The 21,055-nt window shown below is 72.1% G+C and carries 18 protein-coding genes; 2 read left to right on the forward strand and 16 right to left on the reverse strand.

Annotated elements, in window-relative coordinates; translation table 11 throughout:
• Positions 1-80 precede the first annotated feature (80 nt).
• The 14 genes from NITAL_RS17785 to NITAL_RS17850 form a co-directional block, all read right to left on the reverse strand.
• Positions 81-1,010, reverse strand: coding sequence for a helix-turn-helix transcriptional regulator (locus NITAL_RS17785; RefSeq protein WP_052667524.1), 930 nt, complete (start codon positions 1,008-1,010; stop codon positions 81-83).
• On the reverse strand, positions 1,007-1,957 hold the full coding sequence (locus NITAL_RS17790) for a helix-turn-helix transcriptional regulator (protein ID WP_052667525.1): 951 nt from the start codon (positions 1,955-1,957) through the stop codon (positions 1,007-1,009). Before NITAL_RS17790 ends, NITAL_RS17785 begins: the two co-directional genes overlap by 4 nt.
• A 69-nt stretch (positions 1,958-2,026) precedes the next feature.
• Positions 2,027-3,277, reverse strand: a complete 1,251-nt coding sequence (locus NITAL_RS17795) for a serpin family protein (RefSeq protein WP_052667526.1) — start codon at positions 3,275-3,277, stop codon at positions 2,027-2,029.
• A gap of 172 nt (positions 3,278-3,449) precedes the next feature.
• On the reverse strand, positions 3,450-4,928 hold the full coding sequence (locus tag NITAL_RS17800) for an HNH endonuclease signature motif containing protein (protein ID WP_157041926.1): 1,479 nt from the start codon (positions 4,926-4,928) through the stop codon (positions 3,450-3,452).
• Positions 4,929-5,003: 75 nt separating this feature from the next.
• A complete protein-coding gene (gene pafA, locus NITAL_RS17805) occupies positions 5,004-6,362 on the reverse strand; it encodes a Pup--protein ligase (RefSeq protein WP_052667528.1) in 1,359 nt (452 codons plus the stop codon).
• A gap of 101 nt (positions 6,363-6,463) precedes the next feature.
• The gene (locus NITAL_RS17810) at positions 6,464-7,828 is read right to left on the reverse strand and encodes a DUF2254 domain-containing protein (RefSeq protein WP_169786884.1); all 1,365 of its coding nucleotides are present in this window, start codon (positions 7,826-7,828) and stop codon (positions 6,464-6,466) included.
• 81 nt (positions 7,829-7,909) lie between these two features.
• Complete coding sequence (locus NITAL_RS17815) at positions 7,910-8,890, reverse strand: NAD(P)/FAD-dependent oxidoreductase (protein WP_052669775.1); 981 nt, start codon at positions 8,888-8,890, stop codon at positions 7,910-7,912.
• Between the two features lie 142 nt (positions 8,891-9,032).
• Positions 9,033-9,731 carry a proteasome subunit alpha gene (gene prcA, locus NITAL_RS17820; RefSeq protein ID WP_052667530.1) on the reverse strand — a complete coding sequence of 233 codons (699 nt, stop codon included), beginning with the start codon at positions 9,729-9,731 and terminating at the stop codon, positions 9,033-9,035.
• Positions 9,732-9,801: 70 nt separating this feature from the next.
• Complete coding sequence (gene prcB, locus NITAL_RS17825) at positions 9,802-10,626, reverse strand: proteasome subunit beta (protein ID WP_211262489.1); 825 nt, start codon at positions 10,624-10,626, stop codon at positions 9,802-9,804.
• 91 nt (positions 10,627-10,717) lie between these two features.
• Positions 10,718-11,596, reverse strand: coding sequence for a 5-oxoprolinase subunit C family protein (locus NITAL_RS17830; RefSeq protein ID WP_052667531.1), 879 nt, complete (start codon positions 11,594-11,596; stop codon positions 10,718-10,720).
• Positions 11,593-12,204, reverse strand: a complete 612-nt coding sequence (locus NITAL_RS17835; RefSeq protein ID WP_052669777.1) for a 5-oxoprolinase subunit B family protein — start codon at positions 12,202-12,204, stop codon at positions 11,593-11,595. The genes NITAL_RS17830 and NITAL_RS17835 overlap by 4 nt, the downstream gene beginning before the upstream one ends.
• A gap of 10 nt (positions 12,205-12,214) precedes the next feature.
• Positions 12,215-12,979: a LamB/YcsF family protein gene (locus NITAL_RS17840; RefSeq protein WP_052667532.1), complete on the reverse strand. Its 765-nt coding sequence runs from the start codon at positions 12,977-12,979 to the stop codon at positions 12,215-12,217.
• 121 nt (positions 12,980-13,100) lie between these two features.
• Entirely contained in the window at positions 13,101-14,072 is a 972-nt protein-coding gene (locus NITAL_RS17845; protein ID WP_211262490.1) for a bile acid:sodium symporter family protein, read from the reverse strand.
• A gap of 2 nt (positions 14,073-14,074) precedes the next feature.
• Positions 14,075-15,823 (reverse strand): AMP-binding protein, encoded by a 1,749-nt coding sequence (locus NITAL_RS17850; protein WP_157041927.1) that lies wholly within the window; start codon positions 15,821-15,823, stop codon positions 14,075-14,077.
• Positions 15,824-16,002: 179 nt separating this feature from the next.
• Here NITAL_RS17850 and NITAL_RS17855 point away from each other — a divergent pair, with 179 nt between their 5' ends.
• Entirely contained in the window at positions 16,003-18,186 is a 2,184-nt protein-coding gene (locus tag NITAL_RS17855; RefSeq protein ID WP_211262491.1) for a penicillin acylase family protein, read from the forward strand.
• A gap of 63 nt (positions 18,187-18,249) precedes the next feature.
• A complete protein-coding gene (locus tag NITAL_RS17860; RefSeq protein WP_052667534.1) occupies positions 18,250-19,221 on the forward strand; it encodes an alpha/beta hydrolase in 972 nt (323 codons plus the stop codon).
• A gap of 39 nt (positions 19,222-19,260) precedes the next feature.
• Here the strand turns inward: NITAL_RS17860 and NITAL_RS17865 are convergent, their stop codons facing one another.
• The gene (locus NITAL_RS17865; RefSeq protein ID WP_052667535.1) at positions 19,261-19,461 is read right to left on the reverse strand and encodes a ubiquitin-like protein Pup; all 201 of its coding nucleotides are present in this window, start codon (positions 19,459-19,461) and stop codon (positions 19,261-19,263) included.
• A gap of 78 nt (positions 19,462-19,539) precedes the next feature.
• Positions 19,540-21,021: a depupylase/deamidase Dop gene (gene dop / locus NITAL_RS17870; protein ID WP_083441721.1), complete on the reverse strand. Its 1,482-nt coding sequence runs from the start codon at positions 21,019-21,021 to the stop codon at positions 19,540-19,542.
• Between the last annotated feature and the right edge of the window lie 34 nt (positions 21,022-21,055).

Raw genomic sequence — 21,055 nt, forward strand, 5'->3', positions numbered from 1 at the left:
GGACTCTCCCCATCCATCGGCCGCCACGTGCGGGACTTGATGGCTCGACCGGCCGACAACCCCGGAACCGCTGAGGCGGGCTAGTCCTCGTAGCGTCCAGCGCTCGAACGGGCCAGGTCCCGCACCGCCCGAGCGAGCCCCTCGGGCGTCTGGACGGTCGCGGCGCCACCCGCCACGAGCACGAGCCGGGCCACGTGCCGCGGGGCATCGGTGGTCAGGTGGAGCAACGCGCCGCCGTCGGAGGTCTCCTCGGTCCGGTCCACGTCGAGCACCTCGGCGAGCCAGCGACCGGCCCGGGTGACCGCCAGGGTCACGGCGAGGTCGTCCTCGCCCGGCTGGTAGCGCGGCTCGGGCAGGTCGGCCGGTGCCGGGACCCGCACCGGGTCGTCACTGACGGTCACCTCGGCCACCCGGTCGAGCCGGAAGGTCCGCAGGTCGTCGGCGCCCTGATCGTGACCCTGCAGGTACCAGTCCCCCGACACCACCTGGACGCGCCACGGGTCGACGGTGCGGTCGCGGGGTGCGTCGTCACCGCGCCCCTGGTAGCGCAGGTGCAGGCGTCGCCCTTCGGTCAGCGCCCGTCGGACCTCGAGCACCACCGAGGTGGTCGAGGGCTCCAGCACGTCGGCCACCCGCTCAGGCACGCCGAGGGCGTCACGGACCTTGGCAGCAGCGCTGGTGAGGGCGGGCAACTCGTCGCCGAGGACCTCGGCGACGGCGTCGACCGTGAGGACCAGGCGCAGCGCCTCGGCGGGCGTGGGCCGCATCGGCCGTGCGAGCTCGTCGGCCATGGTGATCACGACCCGTTCGCCGACGACCGCGACGTCGAACAGGGCGCCTCCGCCGAGGCCGGGCAGGCCGCAGAAGTCGAGGTGGTCGACGAGGTCGGTCCGGATGCGCTGCTCGCTGACGCCGAAGGCCTCCGCCGCCTCCTGCAGGGACGCACCGGGGCGCGCGAGCAGCCAGGGCACCAGCGCGAGCATCCGGCCGACGTCATCCAGCGCGCTCACCGGGCCACCTCCTCGTGGGCGGCGGCGATGGCCCGCAGGATGTCGGCGACCTCGGCGCGCAGGTCGGCGGGGCGCAGCACCTCGACCTCGTCGCCGAGACCGAGCAGCCACGAACGGTCGCGGACACGGTCCACGCCCGGCACCCGGAGGACGACCCACCCGTCGTCGGTGGCCTCGCCGGTGGCCACGCCACCGCGCGCTTCGACGGCCCAGCGGGCCGCCGGTGCGACGGCCAGGTCGACCTCGACGCGTTCGGACTCGGGGCCTGCGACGGCCGCGGCCAGGTCGAGGTCGTCCGGCGGCGTGAAGGCGTCGGGATCGCCGACGGGCTTCATCCGGCCGTCGACGCGATCGAGGCGGAACGCTCGCTGGGCGTCGCGGTCGTGGTCGCGCGCGACCAGGTACCAGGCGCCGCGCCGCTGGACGACGGCGTACGGGTCGACCGTGCGGGTCGCGGTGTCGCCCGACGCCGTCCGGTAGCCGAACCGCAGCGCGATGCGGCGCACCAGCGCGTCGGCGAGGGTGTCGCCGATCGGGTCGACCGCGACGTCCACCTCGGGGGCTCCTGCGGCCACCAGCTCGGCGGGGTCGGGGGCGCGGGCGGCCAGCTTGGCCAGCGCGAGCCGGCTGCCGTCCTCACCGGCGAGCTTGACCGCGAGGGCGAGGGCGGCGACCTCCTCGGCGTCGAGGGCGATGTCGGGCAGCTCGTAGCGGCTGCGGTCGATGCGGTAGCCCTGCTCCTCCTCGAAGGCGACGTCGGTGACCTCGATCGGGACGCCGAGGCTGCGCAGGTCGTCCTTGTCGCGCTCGAACTGGCGGCGAGCCGACTCCGGGTCGCTCTGCTGGTACTCGCGGGTGCGCTGGCGCAGCTCGCGGTAGGTCAGCGGGCGCCGGGTCTCGAGCAGGGCCACGGTGAGGTTGACGAGCCGTTCGACCTTCGCCGTCACGGATCCCCCTGCTGTCGGGCACGAACGGCGGAGCCTAACGGTCCGGCACCCCCGGACCGGTCAGCTGGGTCAGCCGCGGGGGTCGTGCACGGTGCCGAGGAAGAGGATGGTCCCCGTCTGACGGTCGCTGACGGTGAACGCGAACGGCCGGTCGACCAGGAACGGGGGCGGCCCGCCGGCGGACAGCACCGTGACCCCGCCCGTGACGGCGGCTGCTTCCGTCCCCTCCTCGTCGACGCGGATGTAGGTCTTCTGCACGACGGTGTCGAGCCACGGGTTCGCCGGCGACATGGGTGTGAGATCGCCGCCACCGAACACCGAGGTCATGCCGAGCGCCTGCAGGGCGTCGTTGAGCTGCGCGTCCCACTCGAGCTCGAACGTCGGCAGTGCCAGTTCCGATCGCATCGACGGGGTCAGGTCGTCGACCGCCCGCCGCCAGGTGTCGGCGTCCAGGCCGGCGAGCAACTCGTCGAGGTCGACGTCCTCGTCGGGCAGCAGCACCTCCATGCCGAACCGTTCGTCCTCGCCGTACGGCAGCCGCGCCACCGTGAACCCGTCCGCCCTCGCGGTCTCGAGCTCCGGGTCGGAGCGGTGCATCGTCGGTACCTCGACCTCGGTCCCGTCCGCCAACTGGAACGGGGCGTCGCGGGTGTCGCCCTCGTCGAAGGTGGTGGTCCAGGTGCCGAGGAAGTACACGGCGTTGAGCAGCACCAGCACCGCCTGACCGCTCGGGAGCCCGAGGTCCTCGGCGATGTCCTCGATCAGGCCCTCGGTGTGTTCGTCGACCCAGTCGTCGATCCGGTCGGCGGTGTCCTGCGAGCCGAGGTCGACCTCGTCCAGCGTGGCACCGAAGGTCCCCCGCACGAACTCGACGTAGTCGTCCTCGAAGGGGTGCCCCTCGGCGGCCCACAGGGAGTTGGCGACCGCGAGGGTCACGTCGCTGTCGGCGGTCAGGTCCGCCAGCAGCGCCGCGTAGCGGGTGTCGCGCGGGCCCTCCAGCCGCAGCACCTCGACCATCTCGTCCGCGGTGGTGCCACCGGCGCCGGCGGCGACCATCGCGAGCAGCACCGATGCGGACAGCGGCGAGGTCACCGTGTTGGCCGCGTCCGTGGCGACGGCCCGGTGCAGGTCGAAACCGAAGGCGTTCACGCCGGCCGCCGCAGCGGCGGCGTCCTGCGGCGACAGGCTGCCCGCCAACTCGATGGGGATGCCGCCACCGCCAGCGTCCTCCGGTGGCGTCGCTCCCCCACCGGCAGCGCCGCACGCGGACGCCACCAGCGCGATGGCAGCCATGGATGCGATCAGACGTGCGTGGCGCACGAGGCTCCCCTGCGGTCGACGTCCACGGTGGGACGTCGACCAGCGTCCGCGGGTTCCGAGTGCGCGCAGGCGCGGTGCGTGGCCACCCGCGGAGGGTGGTCACGCACCGTGCGATCGCTGGGGTGGCGCTGACGTGGCTACGAGGGACCGCTGCGACTCGGGAGGGCACAAGTCAGAAGGGCATGGCGGGGTCGACCGGGTCCGGCGGGTCGCCGGGCGGGTCGACGCCGTGCGACAGGGACCGGCCGTAGCGGTCAGGCGCTCGCGGTGGCGGTCCTCGGCGGCCGAGGCCGTCGGGAGAGCCGCGACCGTCGTCCCGGTCGCCCGGGCCGGGTGTGCCGTGGCGGTGATCGTCGGGTGGTCGCCAGGTGGTGGGGATGGTGCGGACGGTCAGGCCGGTGCGGGGGTGGTGCCAGGTGCGGGTGCCGTCAGCGGTGCCGGTGGCGGTCCACCCGTCGGCCTCTTTGCGCCGGTTGGCGGGGCCGCAGAGGGGGGCGAGGTTGGCGATGTCGGTGGGGCCACCGGCGGTGGCAGGCGCGGCATGGTCGAGATCACAGACCCGGGCGGCGACGGGGCAGTTGCCGGGTTCGGTGCAGGTGTCGTGCACCGCGAGGGTCGCGTCGGCGAGCCAGCCGGGCGGCCGTCGTGTCTTGGTGCCGACACCGACGACCTTGCCGTCCTCGAGCAGCACCAGGCGCAGGTCGGTGCCGTGCTCGTCGACCAGCCGCCGGGCCGTGGCCGCGTCGACGTGCATCACCCCACCGGCCAACGTCGTGAGCAGCTGGGCGGAGAGCCGGTCGTCGCCGAGGAGGGTGTCGAGCTCGGCCCGCATGATCAGGGTGGGTGGCCGCACCGCCCCAGCCTGACCAGCCGTGTCGTCGGTGGGGCCGCCGCGGCGGCACAGGTCGATCAGCTTCCTCGCGCGTGCCTTCCCGGCGGTCAGCCGGTTCGCGGCGACCTGGTCGGGGCCGGGCCGGTCACCGAACCGGTTGCGGGTGGCGACACCGATCGGGCCGGGGTCGGTGACGGTGTCGAGGGCGGCGAACCCGACCGGGCCGAAGTCGCCGTGGAACCGGCCACCGGACCCGTCCAGACGCGGTTGCAGGACCATCACGTCGTCCGGCACGGCAGGCTCCTGTTCGCCGGCGTCTTCGGACTGGAGGTCGGTCACCGCCCAGGACACCACGTTGGCCAGCGCGTCCGGATCGGCGCCGGCAGCCCCGTCGATCGCGCGTGCGAGCGCGGCGTCGAGCCGGTCGTCCAGGTGCCGTGGGCTGCGTTCGACCTTCAACGCGACGGCGCGGACCTGGGACCAGGACACCTCACCCGCGGCGAACGCCGCGCGGAGGGACGGGAGGCGGCGGCACACGTTCGCGGCGCAGGTCAGCATGCGGCGGTCCGAGCGGGTGGAGCGGCCCACGATGGCCAGCCACTGCTCCAACCCGACGCCCGTGGCGGCCGGCGCGACCCCGGCGTCCTCGAGGACCAGGATGGCTTCGACCAGCCGGGCGGTCATCCGCTCGGTGTCGACCGCCAGCTGGAGCAGGCCCGCCAGCTCGGGCACCTCGGCCAGCACCGGCAGACCGAACGGCGGGTCGGTGTGGCCCTGACGGTCGTCAGGATCGGGGGCGGCAGCAGCGGTGGTTCCCATCACCACGCATCATGCCCGACCCTTGTGACACCACCGCCGGCTATCCACAACCCCGTGGAGAACCGCTCGTATGGGTCACATGGAGGCGATGAGCTTGTCGACGCGGTCGTCCTCGTAGCGGAACGGGTCCTTGCACAGCACGGTCCGTTGCGCCTGGTCGTTGAGCTTGAGGTGGACCCAGTCGACGGTGTAGTCGCGTCGCTTGGCCTTGGCGTGCCGCACGAAGCGGCCGCGGAGGGCTGCCCGGGTGGTGGCCGGCGGCTCGGTCATCGCCGCCTCGATCTCGGCGTCGTCGAGGACGCGCTGGACCCGCCCCTGGCGCATCAGCAGGTGGTAGAGGCCACGGTCGCGGACGACGTCGTGGTAGGCGAGGTCGAGCATCTGGACACGCGGGTGGGACAGCGGCAGGTCGTGCTTGGCCCGGTACTGGTCGACCAGCTGGTACTTGGCGACCCAGTCGAGCTGCCGTGACAGGGACATCGGGTCGCTCACGAGGTGCTCGAGGACGTACCGCCACTCGGACACGACGTGCTTGGCGTCGTCGTCGTCGGCGTAGGAGTTGGCGACGAACCGCTCCACCCGCTCGAGGTAGGCCTGCTGGACCTCGAGCGCGGACATCTCGCGCCCGTTGGCCAGCCGCACCCGGGTCGTCCCGGTCAGGTCGTGGCTGATCTCGCGGATGGCGCGGATCGGGTTGTCGAGGGACAGGTCGCGCGAGACCGCCTGCTCCTCGAGCATCCGGAGCACCAGGTCGCAGGTGGCGACCTTCAGCCAGGCGGTGTACTCGGACATGTTCGAGTCACCGACGATCACGTGGAGGCGGCGGAACCGTTCGGCGTCGGCGTGAGGCTCGTCACGGGTGTTGATGATGGGGCGCGACCGGGTCGTGGCCGACGACACACCCTCCCAGATGTGCTCGGCACGCTGGGCGAGCGAGAAGATCGATCCGCGGGGGGTCTGGAGCACCTTGCCGGCGCCGGCGAACACCTGCCGGGTGACCAGGAACGGGATCAGGGCCTCGGCGAGGCGCTGGAACTCGCCGACGCGGGCGACGAGGTAGTTCTCGTGGCAGCCGTAGGAGTTGCCGGCCGAGTCGGTGTTGTTCTTGAACAGCGAGATGCGGCCCTGGATGCCCTCTTCGGCGAGCCGCTGCTCGGCGGCGAGCACGAGCTCCTCGACGATCCGCTCCCCCGCCTTGTCGTGCACGATGGCCTGACGTGGGGTGTCGCACTCGGGGGTGGCGTACTCGGGGTGCGAACCGACGTCGAGGTAGAGGCGTGCCCCGTTCTCCAGGAACACGTTGGACGAACGGCCCCACGACACCACACGCCGGAACAGGTAGCGCGCGACCTCGTCCGGGCTGAGCCGGCGCTGGCCCTTGAAGGTGCAGGTGACGCCGTACTCGTTCTCGATGCCGAAGATCCTACGACGCACGCCTACCTCCGCTGCCGGCCCACGGCCAGGGTGCCGGACCGGCCGAGCCAACGTACGCGTTCCCGTCGGATCCGCTCGGTAGGAGCTGTGCCCCTTCGCACTCAGCCCTCGGTCTGGGTCACGCCTGACGCCGTGTCGTCCTCGCCGACGATGGGGCCGAAACCGCCACCGGACCCGATCCCCTGCGCGTCGGCGTGGGTCGCGGCCTCGCGTTCCGCCTCGGATCGGAAGGCCCACTCGGCGGTCTCGTCGAGGAGCCGGATCTGGCGGTGCAGCGCTGGGTGTCGCTCCTCGGGCAGGTTCTCGAGCAGGTCGAGCACGGCGCTCCGGATACGACGCACCACCTGCAGTGAGCTCGCGCCGTGGTGGCGGATCTCCTCGAAGGCGAGCGCCACGTACAGGTCCCACGTCGGTTGCGGGACGTACAGCCGGGGCGCTCCCTCGTCATCGGCGTACCAGCCGGACGGGAACGGCCGGGTGCCGAGCTGGCGGAGCAGGTCGTGGAGCTGGTCGACCACCTGCACCGCCGTCGTCGGGTCGTTGATCCCCGTCGAAAGGGAGCGCTCGGCGATGTCGATGAGCAGCCGGAAGCCGAACGGGACGTCCTGCATGATCGAACGCTCGGCGTCGATGTCGACCGTCTTCATCAGGGCCTTCAGATCGATGTCGGCGTCCCCGTACACCTCGAGCAGCCGAGCCCCCGTCGGGATGAAGTCACCCACGGCGGGAACCATGACGATGGTGACGTTGCAGCGAGCGATCGCCTTCATCAGGCGCGACACGTCGATCTCGAGGATGACGCCGTTGTTCACCGACGTGATCGTGTGCGACGGCTCGTGCTCGGGGATGGTGCCGGTGACGTGCCGGGGTCGTTCGTCCTCGGTGGGGTACTCCTGGCGGATGGCGTACCGGGTCTCGTTGCCGATGCGGTCGATGATCGAGGTGACCCGCGCCTGGTGCACGATGTGGTCCACGTAGGAGATGAACATCCCGAGGCTGACCACGGCGAGGACGAAGGCCACGGTGACCGACAGGCTGGTGAGCGTGTCGGCCTCAGCGTCGTAGGTGAGGCTGAACTGCTGCAGGACCACCAGCGCGAAGGTGAACGTCCCGACGAACGTGCCGATGGTCAGGTGGCTGTGGGCGTCCTGGAGGAAGGTCCGTACCGCCCTCGGCGAGAGAGCCTGCGTCGCGAGCTGGATGATCACGGCGACGATGGTCAGGATGAGCGCCGTCAAGGTCGCCACGGCGGTCGCGATCAGCGACAGCATCGTGCGCGCGGTCTCGGGCTCCCCACCGAAGATCGGGAACGGTGCGGGCCCGGTGATCAGGAAGTGGTCCACGCTGAGGGTGGCCGCGGCGAGCGCGAGTGCTGCCCCCGCGCCGGCGCTCGGGACGACCCAGAGTCGCGAGCGCCGGTACCAGCGGAACTCCCGCAGGTAGGTCGAGGTACGTGGACGGTCCAAGGGGGCTCCGAGGTCGAGCCCGAGCCTACGAGCAGGAACCCCACCGACCTCGGCCACCGGGCCACCGGATCGAGCGGCCGTTCAGCAGGCGACCACCCTGGCGCGGGTCATGTCCTCGGTGACGAGATCGGCGTTGACGGCGGCCCCGACGGTGTTGCCCTGCGCCGCTGCTGCGATCACCTGCGCCATGGGGTCGGTGACGTTGCCCGCGACCCAGACGCCTGCGACCTCCGTCCGACCCATCGGATCGGCCGGAACGTGGACACCGTTGCCGGACGGGTGGTCCACCACCGGCACCCCGAGACCGGCGAGCAGGTCGGAACGCGCGGCGAAACGTGGCGCGACCGCGAGCGCCTCGAGCGGCACCCGGCGGCCGTCTGCCAGGCACACGCCGGTCAGCCGGTCGTCGGCCGACTCGACGGCCACGACCTCGCCCTCGACCACCTCGATGTCGCGCGCGGCCAGCGTCGCCGCCTGGTCCGCGTCGAGCTCGGGGCCGGTGTGCCGCAGGTAGACGACCCGGTCGCTGAGCTGGCGGAAGAGCCCGACGTGGTGGAGAGCGACCGGCGAGGTCGCGAGCACCCCGATGGTGCGGTCCCGGACCTCCCACCCGTGGCAGTAGGGGCAGTGGACGACATCGCGTCCCCACCGCTGCGCGAGTCCCTCGACCTGCGGCAGTTCGTCGACGAGCCCCGCGGTCACCACGAGACGCCGGGCCAGGACCGTCGCGCCGTCCTGCAGTTCCACCCGGAAGCGCTCCTCGTGGCGGGACCGGTCCCCCACCCAACTCGCGGTGACGGCTCGCCCGTCGTGGAGGTGGACGCCGTATCCGGCGACCTCGGTGCGGGCGATCGCGCGGAGTTCGTCCGGCGGGGTGCCGTCGCGTGTCAGGAAGCTGTGCATGGCCGCGGCGGGTGCGTTGCGGGGCTCGCCAGCATCGACCACCAGCACGGTGCGTCGGGAGCGGCCGAGCACCAGGGCCGCGGCCAGACCAGCGGGACCACCACCGACGATCAGGACGTCCACCTCGCGGCCGGCCGGGGCGGGGGCACGAGCGGTCATCGGGTCCTCCTGGTCGCGGACGAGCTTCCGTTCGCGGACACGGTGACCCACCGACCCATTGTTGGCAAGCGGCCTTGCTGATCCGGCAATCGCGTTCCCGTGGCAGGTCGTGCCGACGCGCCATCGCCGTCAGCGACCGAGGTCAGCCGGCGAGGGCCGCCTCGAGCTGGCTGTTGCGCAGGCGGAAGAACCGGCGTCGCGGGCGGGTGCGGTCGAGGCCAGCGACCTCGAGATCCCCGGCCGGGATGTCACGACCTGCGACGCGGCTGAGCGCCCCGACCGCGACCCTCGCGGCAGCGTCCCGGTCGAGGCCGTCCTCGAAGGCCTCCTCGAGGGCGGCGGACAGCGCCTCGGACTCGCCGCCGACGGCCACGAAACGGTGCTCGTCCACGATCGAGCCGTCGTAGAGGATGTGGTACAGCTCGAGCTCACCGCCCTCGCGGCGGCCCGGTGGGGCGACCTCGGCGATCAGCAGTTCGACCTCGTACGGCTTGGCCTCGCCGCCCATGAACGCCGCGCCGAGCGCCTGCGAGTAGGCGTTGGCCAGGGACTTGGCGTTCACGTCGTCGCGGGCGTACTGGTAGCCCTTGACGTCGGCCAGACGGATGCCGGCCACGCGCAGGGCCTCGAACTCGTTGTAGCGCCCGACGGCGGCGAACCCGATGCGGTCGTAGATCTCGGAGGTCTTGTGCAGGGACCGTGACGGGTTCTCGCTGGCGAAGACGACCCCGTCGGTGTACTCGACGGCCACCAGTGCCCGTCCGCGGGCGATGCCCTTCCGGGCGTACTCGGCCCGGTCCTTCATCATCTGTTCGGGTGCGACGTAGAACGGGGTGGCCACGGCGGTTCCTGTCAGCGGGTGGTGCGGGTGCGGCCGATCGGGCTCGGGGCAGCGGGGTCGGGCAGGTGGGTCACAGCTGGCGCAGGGCGATGACGGCCTCGACGTGGCCGAGGACCTCCTCATCGGGCAACTCGCGGTACCCCGACTCCTCGTCGATGACGGCCACGATCGGGTAGATGCGACGGATCAGGTCGGGGCCGCCGGTCGCGCTGTCCTCCTCGGCGGCGTCGAACAAGGCCTCGATGGAGGTGCGGACGGCGGCCTCGATCCCTTCGTCGAAGCGGTGCAGACGCTTGAGGGTCGCGCGTGCCGCGAGCGATCCGCTGCCGGTCGCGGCGTGGTCACGGGCCTGGTAGCGGCCCCCGACCGGGTCGTACTCGTAGATGCTGCCCTCCCCCGAGCGCGGGTCGACGCCCGCGAACAACGGGACGACGACGAGGCCCTGCATCGCCATCGGCAGGTGGGCACGGACCATGCCGGCCAGTTTGTTGGACTTGCCCTCGAGGCTGAGCGGTTCGCCCTCGACCTTCTCGTAGTGCTCGAGCTCGGTGGCGAAGACGCGGGCGAGCTCCATGGCGGGGCCGGCAGCGCCGCTGATGGCGATCGCGGACGAGTCGTCGGCCGGGAAGACCTTGCGCATGTCGCCACGGCTGATGAGGTGGCCGGCGGTGGCGCGCCGGTCCCCGGCGATCACCACGCCCCCAGCCGCGGTCACGGCCAGGACGGTGGTGCCCTCGACGAGCTGGGCACGCAGCTCCGGCGGCATCGGCTGGCCGGCCAGGAGCGGTGGGACCGCCGCGGGAGCCTGCTGGCGCAGGACCTCGAAGAACGAGCTCCCGGCCGCGTCGAACGGCCTCGGGATGCCGGTGACGAGCTCGTCACGGGTCCAGGTCACGGGAAGCTCCAGGTCGCATGGGGCGCCGAGCGTAGGGCAGGCGGACGCCCGCCGACCGTGTCCGAGCCGCAGCGCCTCAGGGTGGTCCCGTTCAGACGGCCGGCGTGCCGCCGACCGCCCGCAGCCGCACGGTCTGCCCCGGGCGGATCTGTGCGGCCAGGTCGACGTCCTCGTCCAGCACCACCGCGATGACGGGGTACCCGCCAGTGACCGGGTGGTCGGCGAGGAAGATGGTGGGCGCCCCGGTCGGCGGGACCTGCAACGCGCCGCGGACCAGGCCCTCGCTCGGCAGCTCGTCGGTGATCCGGCGCTCCAGGTGCGGGCCGGACAGGCGCAGGCCGATGCGGTTGCTGTCCGCCCCGGCGACCCACGGTTCGGTGACGAGACGTTCGCGTGCCGCCGGGGTGAACCAGTCGGCACGAGGACCGAAGCGCACGCGCAGCTCGACCTCCCCCTGGGGGATCTCGCGGACGGCCGCGTGGTCCACCGGTGGGAAGTCCGCCGACGCGTCACCGACCGCCAGCCGGTCGCCCGAGCTGACGATCGGTGGTCCGAGCCCGCCGAGCAGGTCGGTCGCCCGCGAACCGAGCACCGCCGTGACGTCCAGGCCGCCGCGCACCGCGAGGTAGGTGCGCAGCCCCCGGTCCGGCGCCGCCAGGGTCAGCTCGTGCCCGCTCGGCAGCTCGAAGGCCGCGTTGGTGGCCACGTCCATCCCAGCGGCCACCGCGGGGCACGGCGCGCCGGTCGCCGCGAGCACCAGATCCCCACCAGCCCGGACGCGCAGGCCGCCGAGCGTGACCTCCAGGCAGGCCGTGCCCTCGGGGTTGGCGACGAGCCGGTTGGCCAGCCGGGCGGAGGCGCGATCGGCGGCGCCCGACCGCGACACGCCCCAGTGCGCGTAGCCGGGTCGACCGAGGTCCTGGACCGTGGTCAGGAGCCCGGGTTCGAGGACCTCGAGGTGCGCGCTCACCTCGCCTCGACGAAGCGCACCTGCGCGCCGGGTTCCAGGAGCGCCGGTGGCTCACGCGCGACGTCCCACACGGTCACCTCGGTGCGGCCGATGAGGCGCCAACCTCCCGGCGATCGCCGCGGGTAGATGCCACTGAACTCGTCCGCCAGGCCGACGGCACCCACGGGCACCGACGACCGCGGGTGCGGGTGCCGCGGCACGTGCAGTCGCCGGTCCTCCCCCACCAGGTACCCGAAGCCGGGCGCGAAGCCGACGAAGCCGACGGTCCAGACCTGCCCGGTGTGTGCCGTGATGACACCGCGGACGCCCAGGCCGGTCAGCTCGGCGACCTGCTCGAGGTCCTCACCGTCGTAGACGACGGGCACCTCGACCTCGCGGGTCGGGGCCGATGGGGCAACGTGCGGGTCGAGGTCCCGGACGACACCCGCGATCGTCGCGCCGGAGGTGCGGGCCGGATCGAACTGCACCAGCAGCGTGCGCGACGCCGGAACGAGGCCGACGACGCCCGCGAGGTCCCGTTCGACGAGCCGGCGGTAGAGGCCGACGACCGCCCGGAGGTCGGCCACCTCGACGAGGAGCCCCGTGTCACCGCACGGCAGCACCTTCACGGCCGGGACCTCACGGTGCGAACGGCTCGAGGAGCACACCGGCGTCCTCGAGCGCGCGCCGGGTCGCCTGGGCGATCCGCACGGCACCGGGCGTGTCGCCGTGCAGACAGATCGACCGAGCGACCACGACGATGACGGACCCGTCGTGGGCGACCAGCTCCCCCTGGGTGGCGAGTCGGACCACCCGCTCGGCGATCCGCTCGGGGTCGTCCAGGACGGCGCCCGGCTGGTCGCGCGGGACCAGCGTGCCCTCAGGGGTGTAGGCGCGGTCGGCGAACGCCTCCTCGACGGCGTCGAGCCCCGCCTCGACGGCCTGTGCCAGCAACGTCGAACCCGGGAGCCCGAGGATCGGCAGGGACGCGTCGTACTCGACGACGGCGCGGACCACGGCCGCCGCCTGCTCGGCGTGGTGGACGACGGCGTTGTAGAGCGCGCCGTGCGGCTTGACGTAGGCCACCCGGGTCCCGGCGACGCGGGCGAGGGCCTCGAGGGCACCGATCTGGTAGGTGATGCCATCGGCGAGTTCACCGGGATCGATGTCGATGAACCGGCGCCCGAAACCGCTCAGGTCCGGGTACGCGACCTGGGCACCGATGGTGACGCCACGTGCGGCAGCGTCCTCGCACACCCGCCGGAGCGTCGACGGGTCGCCGGCGTGGAACCCACAGGCCACGTTGGCGCTGGTGATGTGGTCCAGCATCGCGCGGTCGTCGCCGAGCGCCCACCGGCCGAACGACTCGCCGAGGTCGCTGTTGAGGTCCAGGGGCTGGCCCATGTCGCACCGAACGCGTCTGGGGGTGGGAGGTGACGGTACTGGGCGGACGCAGCACCGGTCGAGGCCGCCGCACCCGCGCCGGCGGCCGTGCTCGGTGAGGGGTCTCAGCCCTTCGGGGGGCTCACAGCAGGCTGGGGATCTTCTGCTCCTCGGCGAGGTTCGCGCGGCGGAAGTAGACCGTGACGACCGTCGCGACCAGGACGATGAACAGCGAGTAGAGCGCCGGGACGATCAGCAGCTCGCCGAGCCGCGGGTGGCCGTCGAAGCTGAGCAGGATGATGGCGATGGCGAGGGGCCCGTTCTGGATCCCGGTCTCGAGCCCGATGGTGCGGGCGTTCGACGGATGCAGCTTGATGCCGCGGGCGATCGCGTAGGAGATCGTGATGCCGAGCAACCCGAGGAACACCGCCACGAGGTAGACCTGCCACGGGGTGATCACGAGCAGCCGCCAGTTGCGCGGCACCCAGGTCACCAGCAGGAAGACGATGAAGAACAGCCCGAAGAAGCCGCCCATCAGCTCCATGACGGCACCGATGTTGGCGTTCTTGCTCCGGATCCACATCGCGGCGGCCACGGGCACGAGCAGGATCGCGAGCGTGACGAGGATGTTGGCGAGGGGGATCTGCAGGTCCGCGCCGGCCGGCATCAGGCGCGTCCCGTAGATGAGCAGCGCGAGCGGGGTCATCACCAGCGCCCACAGCGTGGAGTTGGTCGTCATCATGACGCTGAGCGCCAGGTTGCCCTTCGAGAAGAAGGTGAAGATGTTCGACGTGGTGCCGGCCGGGACCGAGCCCATCAGCAGCGCGCCGATGGCGACGGGTGCGGCGTACTCGTCCGGGAGGGGCAGGATCAGCGCGAGGATGAGCAGGAAGGCGAGGAACGGCATGATCCCGAACTGCGTGACCCAGCCGATGATCAGGCCCTGCGGACGGCGCAGGGCCGACGCGAAGTCCCGGGGCGTGAGGCCGGCACCGAGGCCGAACATGATGATGAAGACCAGCCCGACCAGCATCACCTGTTCGAACTGCGTCACCACCTCGTGGTCCGCGGGCGGGCCCTCGAGGGCGAGGAGGAGCGACGGGGTCATCGACATCGCTACGCCTTCCCCTCGTCGCCGGTACCCGCCGGCGGCTGCCCCGCCGCCACGCCGACGGCCGCGCGTAGATCCTTGCGCAGGATCTTGCCGATCGGGCTCTTGGGCATCTCGTCGATGAACTCCACGCTGCGCGGCACCTTGTAGGCGGCCAGGTGTTCACGGCAGTGGGCGACGACCTCGGCCGGTGAGGGAGCCGGCTCGCCGGCGACGACGTAGGCGCGCACCGCCTCGCCGGTCTTCTCGTCCGGCGTGCCGATGACCGCGGCCTCGTGCACACCTGGCATCGCCGCGATGCACTCCTCGATCTCGTTGGGGAAGACGTTGAACCCGCTGACCAGGACCATGTCCTTCTTGCGGTCGACGATGCGGAAGTAGCCGTCCTCGTCCATCTCGGCGATGTCGCCGGTGTGCAGCCACCCGTCGCGGAGCGTGTCCTCGGTGTCGTCCGGCCGCTGCCAGTAGCCCTGCATGATCTGTGGCCCGCTCGCGACGAGCTCCCCCGGCTGCCCGAGCGGCACCTCGGCGCCCGACTCGTCGACGCAGCGCACCTGCGTGGACGGCACGGGGATGCCGATGGTGCCGTCCTTGTTCATCCCACCGAGCGGGTTGAACGTCAGGACCGGCGAGGACTCGGTCAGCCCGTAACCCTCGACGATCGGCGTGCCGGTCACCTCGCGCCAGCGTTCGGCGACCGGCTGGTGCAGGGCCATCCCCCCGGCCGCCGACGCGCGGAGTTCCGCAGGTGGGTGCTCGACGAACCAGCGTTCGTTGAGGAGCGCGTTGAACAGCGTGTTCACCCCGGTGACCCAGGTGATCGGGTAGTTCTCGAAGGCGCGCTTGAGGTTGCTGGGCGGCCGCGGTGACGGGATCAGGATGTTGTGTCCACCCATCTGGTAGAAGCCGACGAGGTTCACCGTGAACGCGAAGACGTGGTAGAGCGGGAGGGCCGTGAGCACGGTCTCCTCGCCCCGGCGCAGGTGGGAGCCGCACATCGCGAGCATCTGCTGGGTGTTGGCCACCAGGTTGCCGTGCGAGAGCATCGCGCCCTTCGAGACGCCGGTGGTGCCGCCCGTGTACTGGAGCGCGGCGAGGGTGTCGGGCCCGACGTCGTCGAGGTAGGTCGCGGCTCGTGACCCGTTCTCGCGCCGCTGCGCGCCAGCGGCGAGCGCCTCGCGCAGCGGGGTGTGCTCGACGTCGATGGTCGGCAGTGTTCGGTTCCAGTAGCGCTGCGTCGTCCGGATGATGCCGGCGACGATCCTCGGGAGGAACTCCGAGATCCGCACCGTCACGACCGTCTCGATGGAGGTCTTCGGCAGCACGGCGTCGAGCCGGTCGGCGAACATGTCGATGATGACCAGGGCCCGCGCGCCCGAGTCGCCGAACTGGTGGATCATCTCGGTGGCGGTGTAGAGCGGGTTGGTGTTCACCAGCACGCAGCCCGCCTTGAGCACCCCGAACGCCACGACCGGGTAGCTCAGGCAGTTGGGCATCTGCACCGCGACGCGGTCACCGGGCTCCAGCCCGGCCACCTCGCGCAGGTACAGCGCGAAGTCGTCCGAGAGCCGCTCGACGTCGCGGTAGCGCAGCGCCCCGTTCATCCCGTTCGGCATGACCTGCCGGAAGGCAACCTCGCCAGCGTGCTGCTCGGCCGACGCCGACAGCAGGTGGGGCAGGTTGCGGTGGGCGGTCTCGCCGATGGAGGGCTCGATGCCGTCCGGGTAGTGGCGCAGCCAGGGGCGGTCGCTCATCGTCACTCCTCGGCCGGCGCCGACATCGTCACCCAGGTCCTGCGACACCTCCCGCGCAGGCTCCCGACCAGGTGCGGGGGCGCATCATGCCCGAAACGGTGTCAGGCCGCGTAGGTCCACGGGGCCGTGCGGGGCCGGCGCGCCTGCGAGACTGTGCCATGCGACGGATCCTGGGGTGGGTGGCAGCGACGCTGGCTGCGGTCATGGCGGCGGTGCTCGCCTACGCGTTCCTGCCCGTCGGTCCTCCCGACCTCGCGGCGTACGCCGCCAGCGAACAGCCCTTCGACGCGGTCATCTCCCGCGACCGGTTCGGCGTCCCGCACGTGCACGGGGCACGGGACGCCGACACGGCCTACGGCCTGGCGTGGGCGCACGCCGAGGACGACTTCCTGACCATCCAGCGCTCGACCCTGGCGGCACGCGGCCGGCTGGCGACGGTCGCGGGTCGCGACGGGGCGCCGATCGACTACCTCGTGGCGCTGCTGCGCGTCCGTGAGGTCGCCGCGGCCGGCTACCCGACGCTCGCACCGGGGACCCGCGCACTGCTGGAGGGGTACGCGGCGGGGCTCAACGCCTACGCCGCAGCGCACGAGCACGAGGTGCTCAGCGCCGAACTGTTCCCGGTGACCGGTGAGGACCTCGTGGCAGCGAGCGTGCAGAAGGCGCCGTTGTTCTTCGGGTTGGAGGTCACCCTCGGGGCCCTGTTCGACCCGGCACCGCTCGACGAACGGCCCCAGGCCTTGGCGCGGCCGACCAGCCTCGATGCGATCACGGCCGCTGGTTCCAACGTGCTGGCGGTCGGTCCGTCACGTACCGACGACGGCGCGACGCACCTGCTGTCGAACTCGCACCAGCCCTGGACCGGCCCGGTGGCGTGGTACGAGGCGACCTTGACCTCCGACGAGGGGTGGCACGCGACCGGCGCGCTCTTCCCGGGGGTGCCCGCCATCGTGCTCGGGCACAACGAGGACGTCGCCTGGTCCTTCACGGTCAACCGCCCGGACCTGATCGACGTCTACCGGCTGGACGTCGACCCGGAGGACCCCACCCGCTACCGGGTGGACGGCGAGTGGCTCGAGATGGAGGTCGACGAGGTCGACCTCGAGGTGCGCATCCTCGGCCGGCTGCGCTGGACGGTGCAGCGTGAGGTCGCGTGGACGATCTTCGGCCCGGTGGTACGGCGTGACGACGGCGACGTCGCGCTCCGCTGGGCGGGGATGGACGAGGTCGCGATCTTCGAGCAGCTCCACGCGTTCAACCGCGCGGGCTCGATCGACGAGTGGCTCGCGGCCCTCGAGGGTCAGGACGGCCTGGCCTCGTTCAACGTCGGGCTCGCGGACGCGACCGGGCGCATCGGCTACCTCTACCACGCGCTGCTCCCCGATCGCCCTGTGCTGCCGGGTGTCGATTGGAGCGGTGTCGTCCCCGGCGACACGCGCGGGACGCTCTGGACCGGGACGCTCCCGTTCGACCAGCTGCCGTGGATCGAGGATCCGGCGGTCGGCTTCGTGCAGAACGCGAACTCGACGCCCTTCACCGCGACGCTCGGGCCCGAGCAGCCCGACCCGGACCGGTGGCCCGAGGCGACCACCGGCATCGAGCGGTACGAGACCAACCGGTCGTTGCGTGCGCTCGCCCTCATGCGTGAACACGCCACCACCGACCTCGACCGGCTGCTGGAGGTCAAGTTCGACACGCGCTACCACGAGGCGTCGGCGGTCGCGGCGTGGCGCGACCGTCTCGTGGCCGCGCGCGACACGCTGGATGGTGACGACGAGCGAGCGGGCCTCGACACGTTGGCGAGCTGGGATCTCGACACCGATCGCACCAGCGTCGGTGCCGCCCTCATGGTCCTGACCATCGCCGAGCTGTTCGAGGAGGAGACCCTCGAGCTCGACCCCGCACGGTTCGGCGACACCGAGGTGGCCGACGCGGTCTCCGACGACGTCCTGGTGGCGAGCTACCGCGCGGCCGTCGCCTGGTTGGTGGACGCCCACGGGCGGGTCGACGTGCCGTGGGGTGAGGTCAACCGGCTCCGCCGAGGCGCCCTGGACCTCCCGTTGGACGGTGCGCCCGACGTGCTGCGCGCGATCTACGGTGAGCGGCGCGACGGGGTGCTGGAGGCGATCGCCGGCGACAGCTACGTCTCGGCGATCACCTTCGACGCGGCCGGCACCGTCAGCAGCCGGGCGATCCACCAGTTCGGGTCGGCGACCCTGGTCGAGACCTCGGCGCACCACGCCGATCAGGCCGAGCGCTTCGCGGCCAGGCGGCTGCGCGACGTGCCCTTCACCCGCGAGCAGCTCGCCGACGCGTCGGTCGTGACCTACCGCCCCGGTGAGCCGCGCCCGGTAGGGCCCTGAGCGCACCAGGTGTGTCACCATCGGGCGCCACACGGGACCGTGGCTCGTCCGAGGATCGCTCCGTTGCCCCTCGACCCGCAGATCGACGGGATGCTCGCCCTGCTGGAGGTCCTCGGGCGTGCCCGCCTGGACCTGACCTCGCCGGCTGCAGCCCGCCGCTCGATGCGGCAGGCCACCGTGGACGTCCGCCTGCTCGATGGCGGTGTTCCGGTCGGGCGGGTGCGCGGCGACCGCCTGCGGGGTCCTGGTGGACCGGTGGAGGTCCGCACCTACCACCCTGGCGGTCGTCGCCCGGTGCGGAGGCCGACGATCGTGACCTTCCACGGGGGCGGGTTCGTCCTGGGAGACCTCGACACGCACGACACGCTGAGCCGTTGGCTGTGCCGGGAGGTCGACGCGGTCGTGGTGAGCGTCGCCTACCGGCTCGCTCCCGAGGACCCGTTCCCGGCAGCGGTCGAGGACGCCATGGCAGCCACCCGGTGGGCCGCCGACCGCATCGACCGGCTGGGGGGCGATGCGGAGCTGCTGGTGGTGGCGGGCGACAGCGCCGGTGGCAACCTCGCGGCCGTCGTGGCGCAGTCCTGGGGGGATCAGATCGCACGTGGACGACCGCCACTGGCGGCCCAGGTGCTGCTCTACCCCGTGGTCGACCTCGAGGACGACGGCGGCACCCGCTATCCGTCCCGGGTCGAGTTCGGCGACGAGCTCCTGCTGACCGGCGACGACATGCACTGGTTCGCCGACCACTACCTCGGGGAGGCCGAGGACCGACGCGACCCACGCCTGTCGCCGATCAACGGCGACCTCGAGGGCCTACCGCCCGCGGTGCTGGTCACGGCGGAGTTCGATCCGCTCCGCGACGAGGCGGAGGCCTACGCGACGGCGCTGGAGGCCGCCGGCGTCCGCGTGACTCACCGCCGGTTCGCCGGGCTGATCCACGGCTTCGTGGCGTTCAGCGCGCTGTCTCCGGCGTGCGCCGAGGCGCTGGAGGAGACCTGCTCCCTCGTACGTGCGGTGCTCGACCGTCCGTCGTGACCGTCCCGGATCCGACGCGCCCCGCCTCCCGGAGAGGCCCTACTGACCGCCCTTCTGGACGTAGCTGCGGACGAACTCCTCGGCGTTCTCCTCGAGGACGTCGTCGATCTCCTCGAGCAGCTCGTCCACGTCGTCGAGGACATCGCGAGACTCGCTGGTGGTCTCGGTCGTCGCCTCGACCTCGGCCTCGTCCCGCTCCCGGGACGCACCACCCTTCTTGGTCTGCCCACCGTCGCTCACGTGCCGCTCCTGACTCGAGGCTCCGCGCTGCCGTCAGGTGAGGGTACCGAGGACACGTCGCTGAGGACCGGTGTGGCGTCAGCCGGTGAGGCGGCGGAGCAGTTCGGCGGCGTCGGCGACGTCGTCGAGCAGCGCGCCGACCTGCTCCTTGGTACCGCGGCCGGGCTCCATCATCGGTAGCCGCTGCAGCGCGTCCTTGCCGACGTCGAGGATCAGCGAGTCCCAACCGGCGGCCACCACCTGCTCGGGGAAGCGGCGCAGGCACTCGCCGCGGAACCACGCCCGGGTGTCCTCGGGGGGGCTGGTCATCGCCGCCTGGATCTCGGCCTCGGTGACCAGCAGCTCGACCCGCCCCCGGGCGACGAGCCGCTGGTACAGGCCCTTGTCCCGGCGGACGTCGTGGTACTGCAGGTCGATGGCCTTGAGCCGGTCGCTGGCCCACTCCAGCGACTCACGGTCCCGGTAGGCCTCGAGCAGCTGGAGCTTGGTGGCCCAGTCGACCTGGCCGGCGAGCCGTCGGGGTTCGACCTCGGCCGTCGTCAGGACCTGCTCCCAGCGGGCGAGCACCTCCCCGGAGGCAGGTGGCAGGTCGCCGCGATCGTGGTGCTTGCGGGCAGCCTCGAGGTAGTGCCACTGCAGCTCGATCGGGGTGGCGGTGGTCCCGTCTGCGAGCCGGAGCGGCACCGCCTGCGTGAGGTCGTGCGAGACGGCGTGGAAGGCCGCGACGGGTTCGGCGAGGGCGGGCGGTTCAGGGAGCGCACCGTCCTCGATGAGGTCGAGCACGATCATCATCGTGCCGACCTTCAGGTAGGTGGCCACCTCGCACAGGTTGGCGTCGCCGTTGATGACGTGCAGCCTGCGGTAGCGGTCCGGGTCGGCGTGCGGCTCGTCACGGGTGTTCATCAGCGGCCGCTTGAGGGTGGTCTCGAGCCCGATCTCGACCTCGAAGAAGTCGGCGCGCTGGGTCAGCTGGAACCCGACCTGCGGGTCGAGCTCGCTGCCGATGCGACCCGCGCCGACGTAGACCGGACGCGAGACGAAGAACGGCAGGAGCTGTCGCGTGAGCTTGCCGAAGGGCACCTCGCGCGGCACGAGGTAGTTCTCGTGGGTGCCGTAGGCCGCGCCCTTGCCGTCGGTGTTGTTCTTGTGGATCAGGACGCGGCTGCCGGCCGGCAGGGTGCGGACGGCGCGTTCCGCCGCGTCCTCGAGGATCCGCTCCCCCGCCTTGTCCCAGATGACGAGGTCACGGGCGTTGGTGACCTCCGGTGAGGAGTACTCGGGGTGGGCGTGGTCGACGTAGAACCGCGCGCCGTTGGTCAGCACCGTGTTGGCGAGGCCGAGCTCGTCGTCGGCGAGCGGCTCGTGCGGGTCGGGCAGCTCGTACCCGCGGGCGTCACGGAGCGGGTGCTCGTCGGCGTGATCCCAACGCACCTCCCCCGGGCCGGCAGCGCGGTAGGCGCCGACCACCATCGAGGAGGCCAGGACGGGGTTGACCTCGGACGGGCCGATCACCGCGATACCGAACTCGGTCTCGACGCCGACGAACTTCGGGGTGGGCACGGACGGGCTCCTCGGGGGCCACGGGCGCGGCTCC

The sequence above is a fragment of the Nitriliruptor alkaliphilus DSM 45188 genome (genome assembly GCF_000969705.1).
Classification (GTDB): Bacteria; Actinomycetota; Nitriliruptoria; order Nitriliruptorales; family Nitriliruptoraceae; genus Nitriliruptor; species Nitriliruptor alkaliphilus.

Coding starts and splice junctions, on each gene's coding strand:
- NITAL_RS17845 (WP_211262490.1), bottom strand. CDS start 14,072: ATGTCGATGACCCCGTCGCTCCTCCTCGCCCTCGAGGGCCCGCCCGCG.
- NITAL_RS17840 (WP_052667532.1), bottom strand. CDS start 12,979: ATGGGCCAGCCCCTGGACCTCAACAGCGACCTCGGCGAGTCGTTCGGC.
- NITAL_RS17815 (WP_052669775.1), bottom strand. CDS start 8,890: ATGACCGCTCGTGCCCCCGCCCCGGCCGGCCGCGAGGTGGACGTCCTG.
- NITAL_RS17800 (WP_157041926.1), bottom strand. CDS start 4,928: ATGGGAACCACCGCTGCTGCCGCCCCCGATCCTGACGACCGTCAGGGC.
- NITAL_RS17850 (WP_157041927.1), bottom strand. CDS start 15,823: ATGAGCGACCGCCCCTGGCTGCGCCACTACCCGGACGGCATCGAGCCC.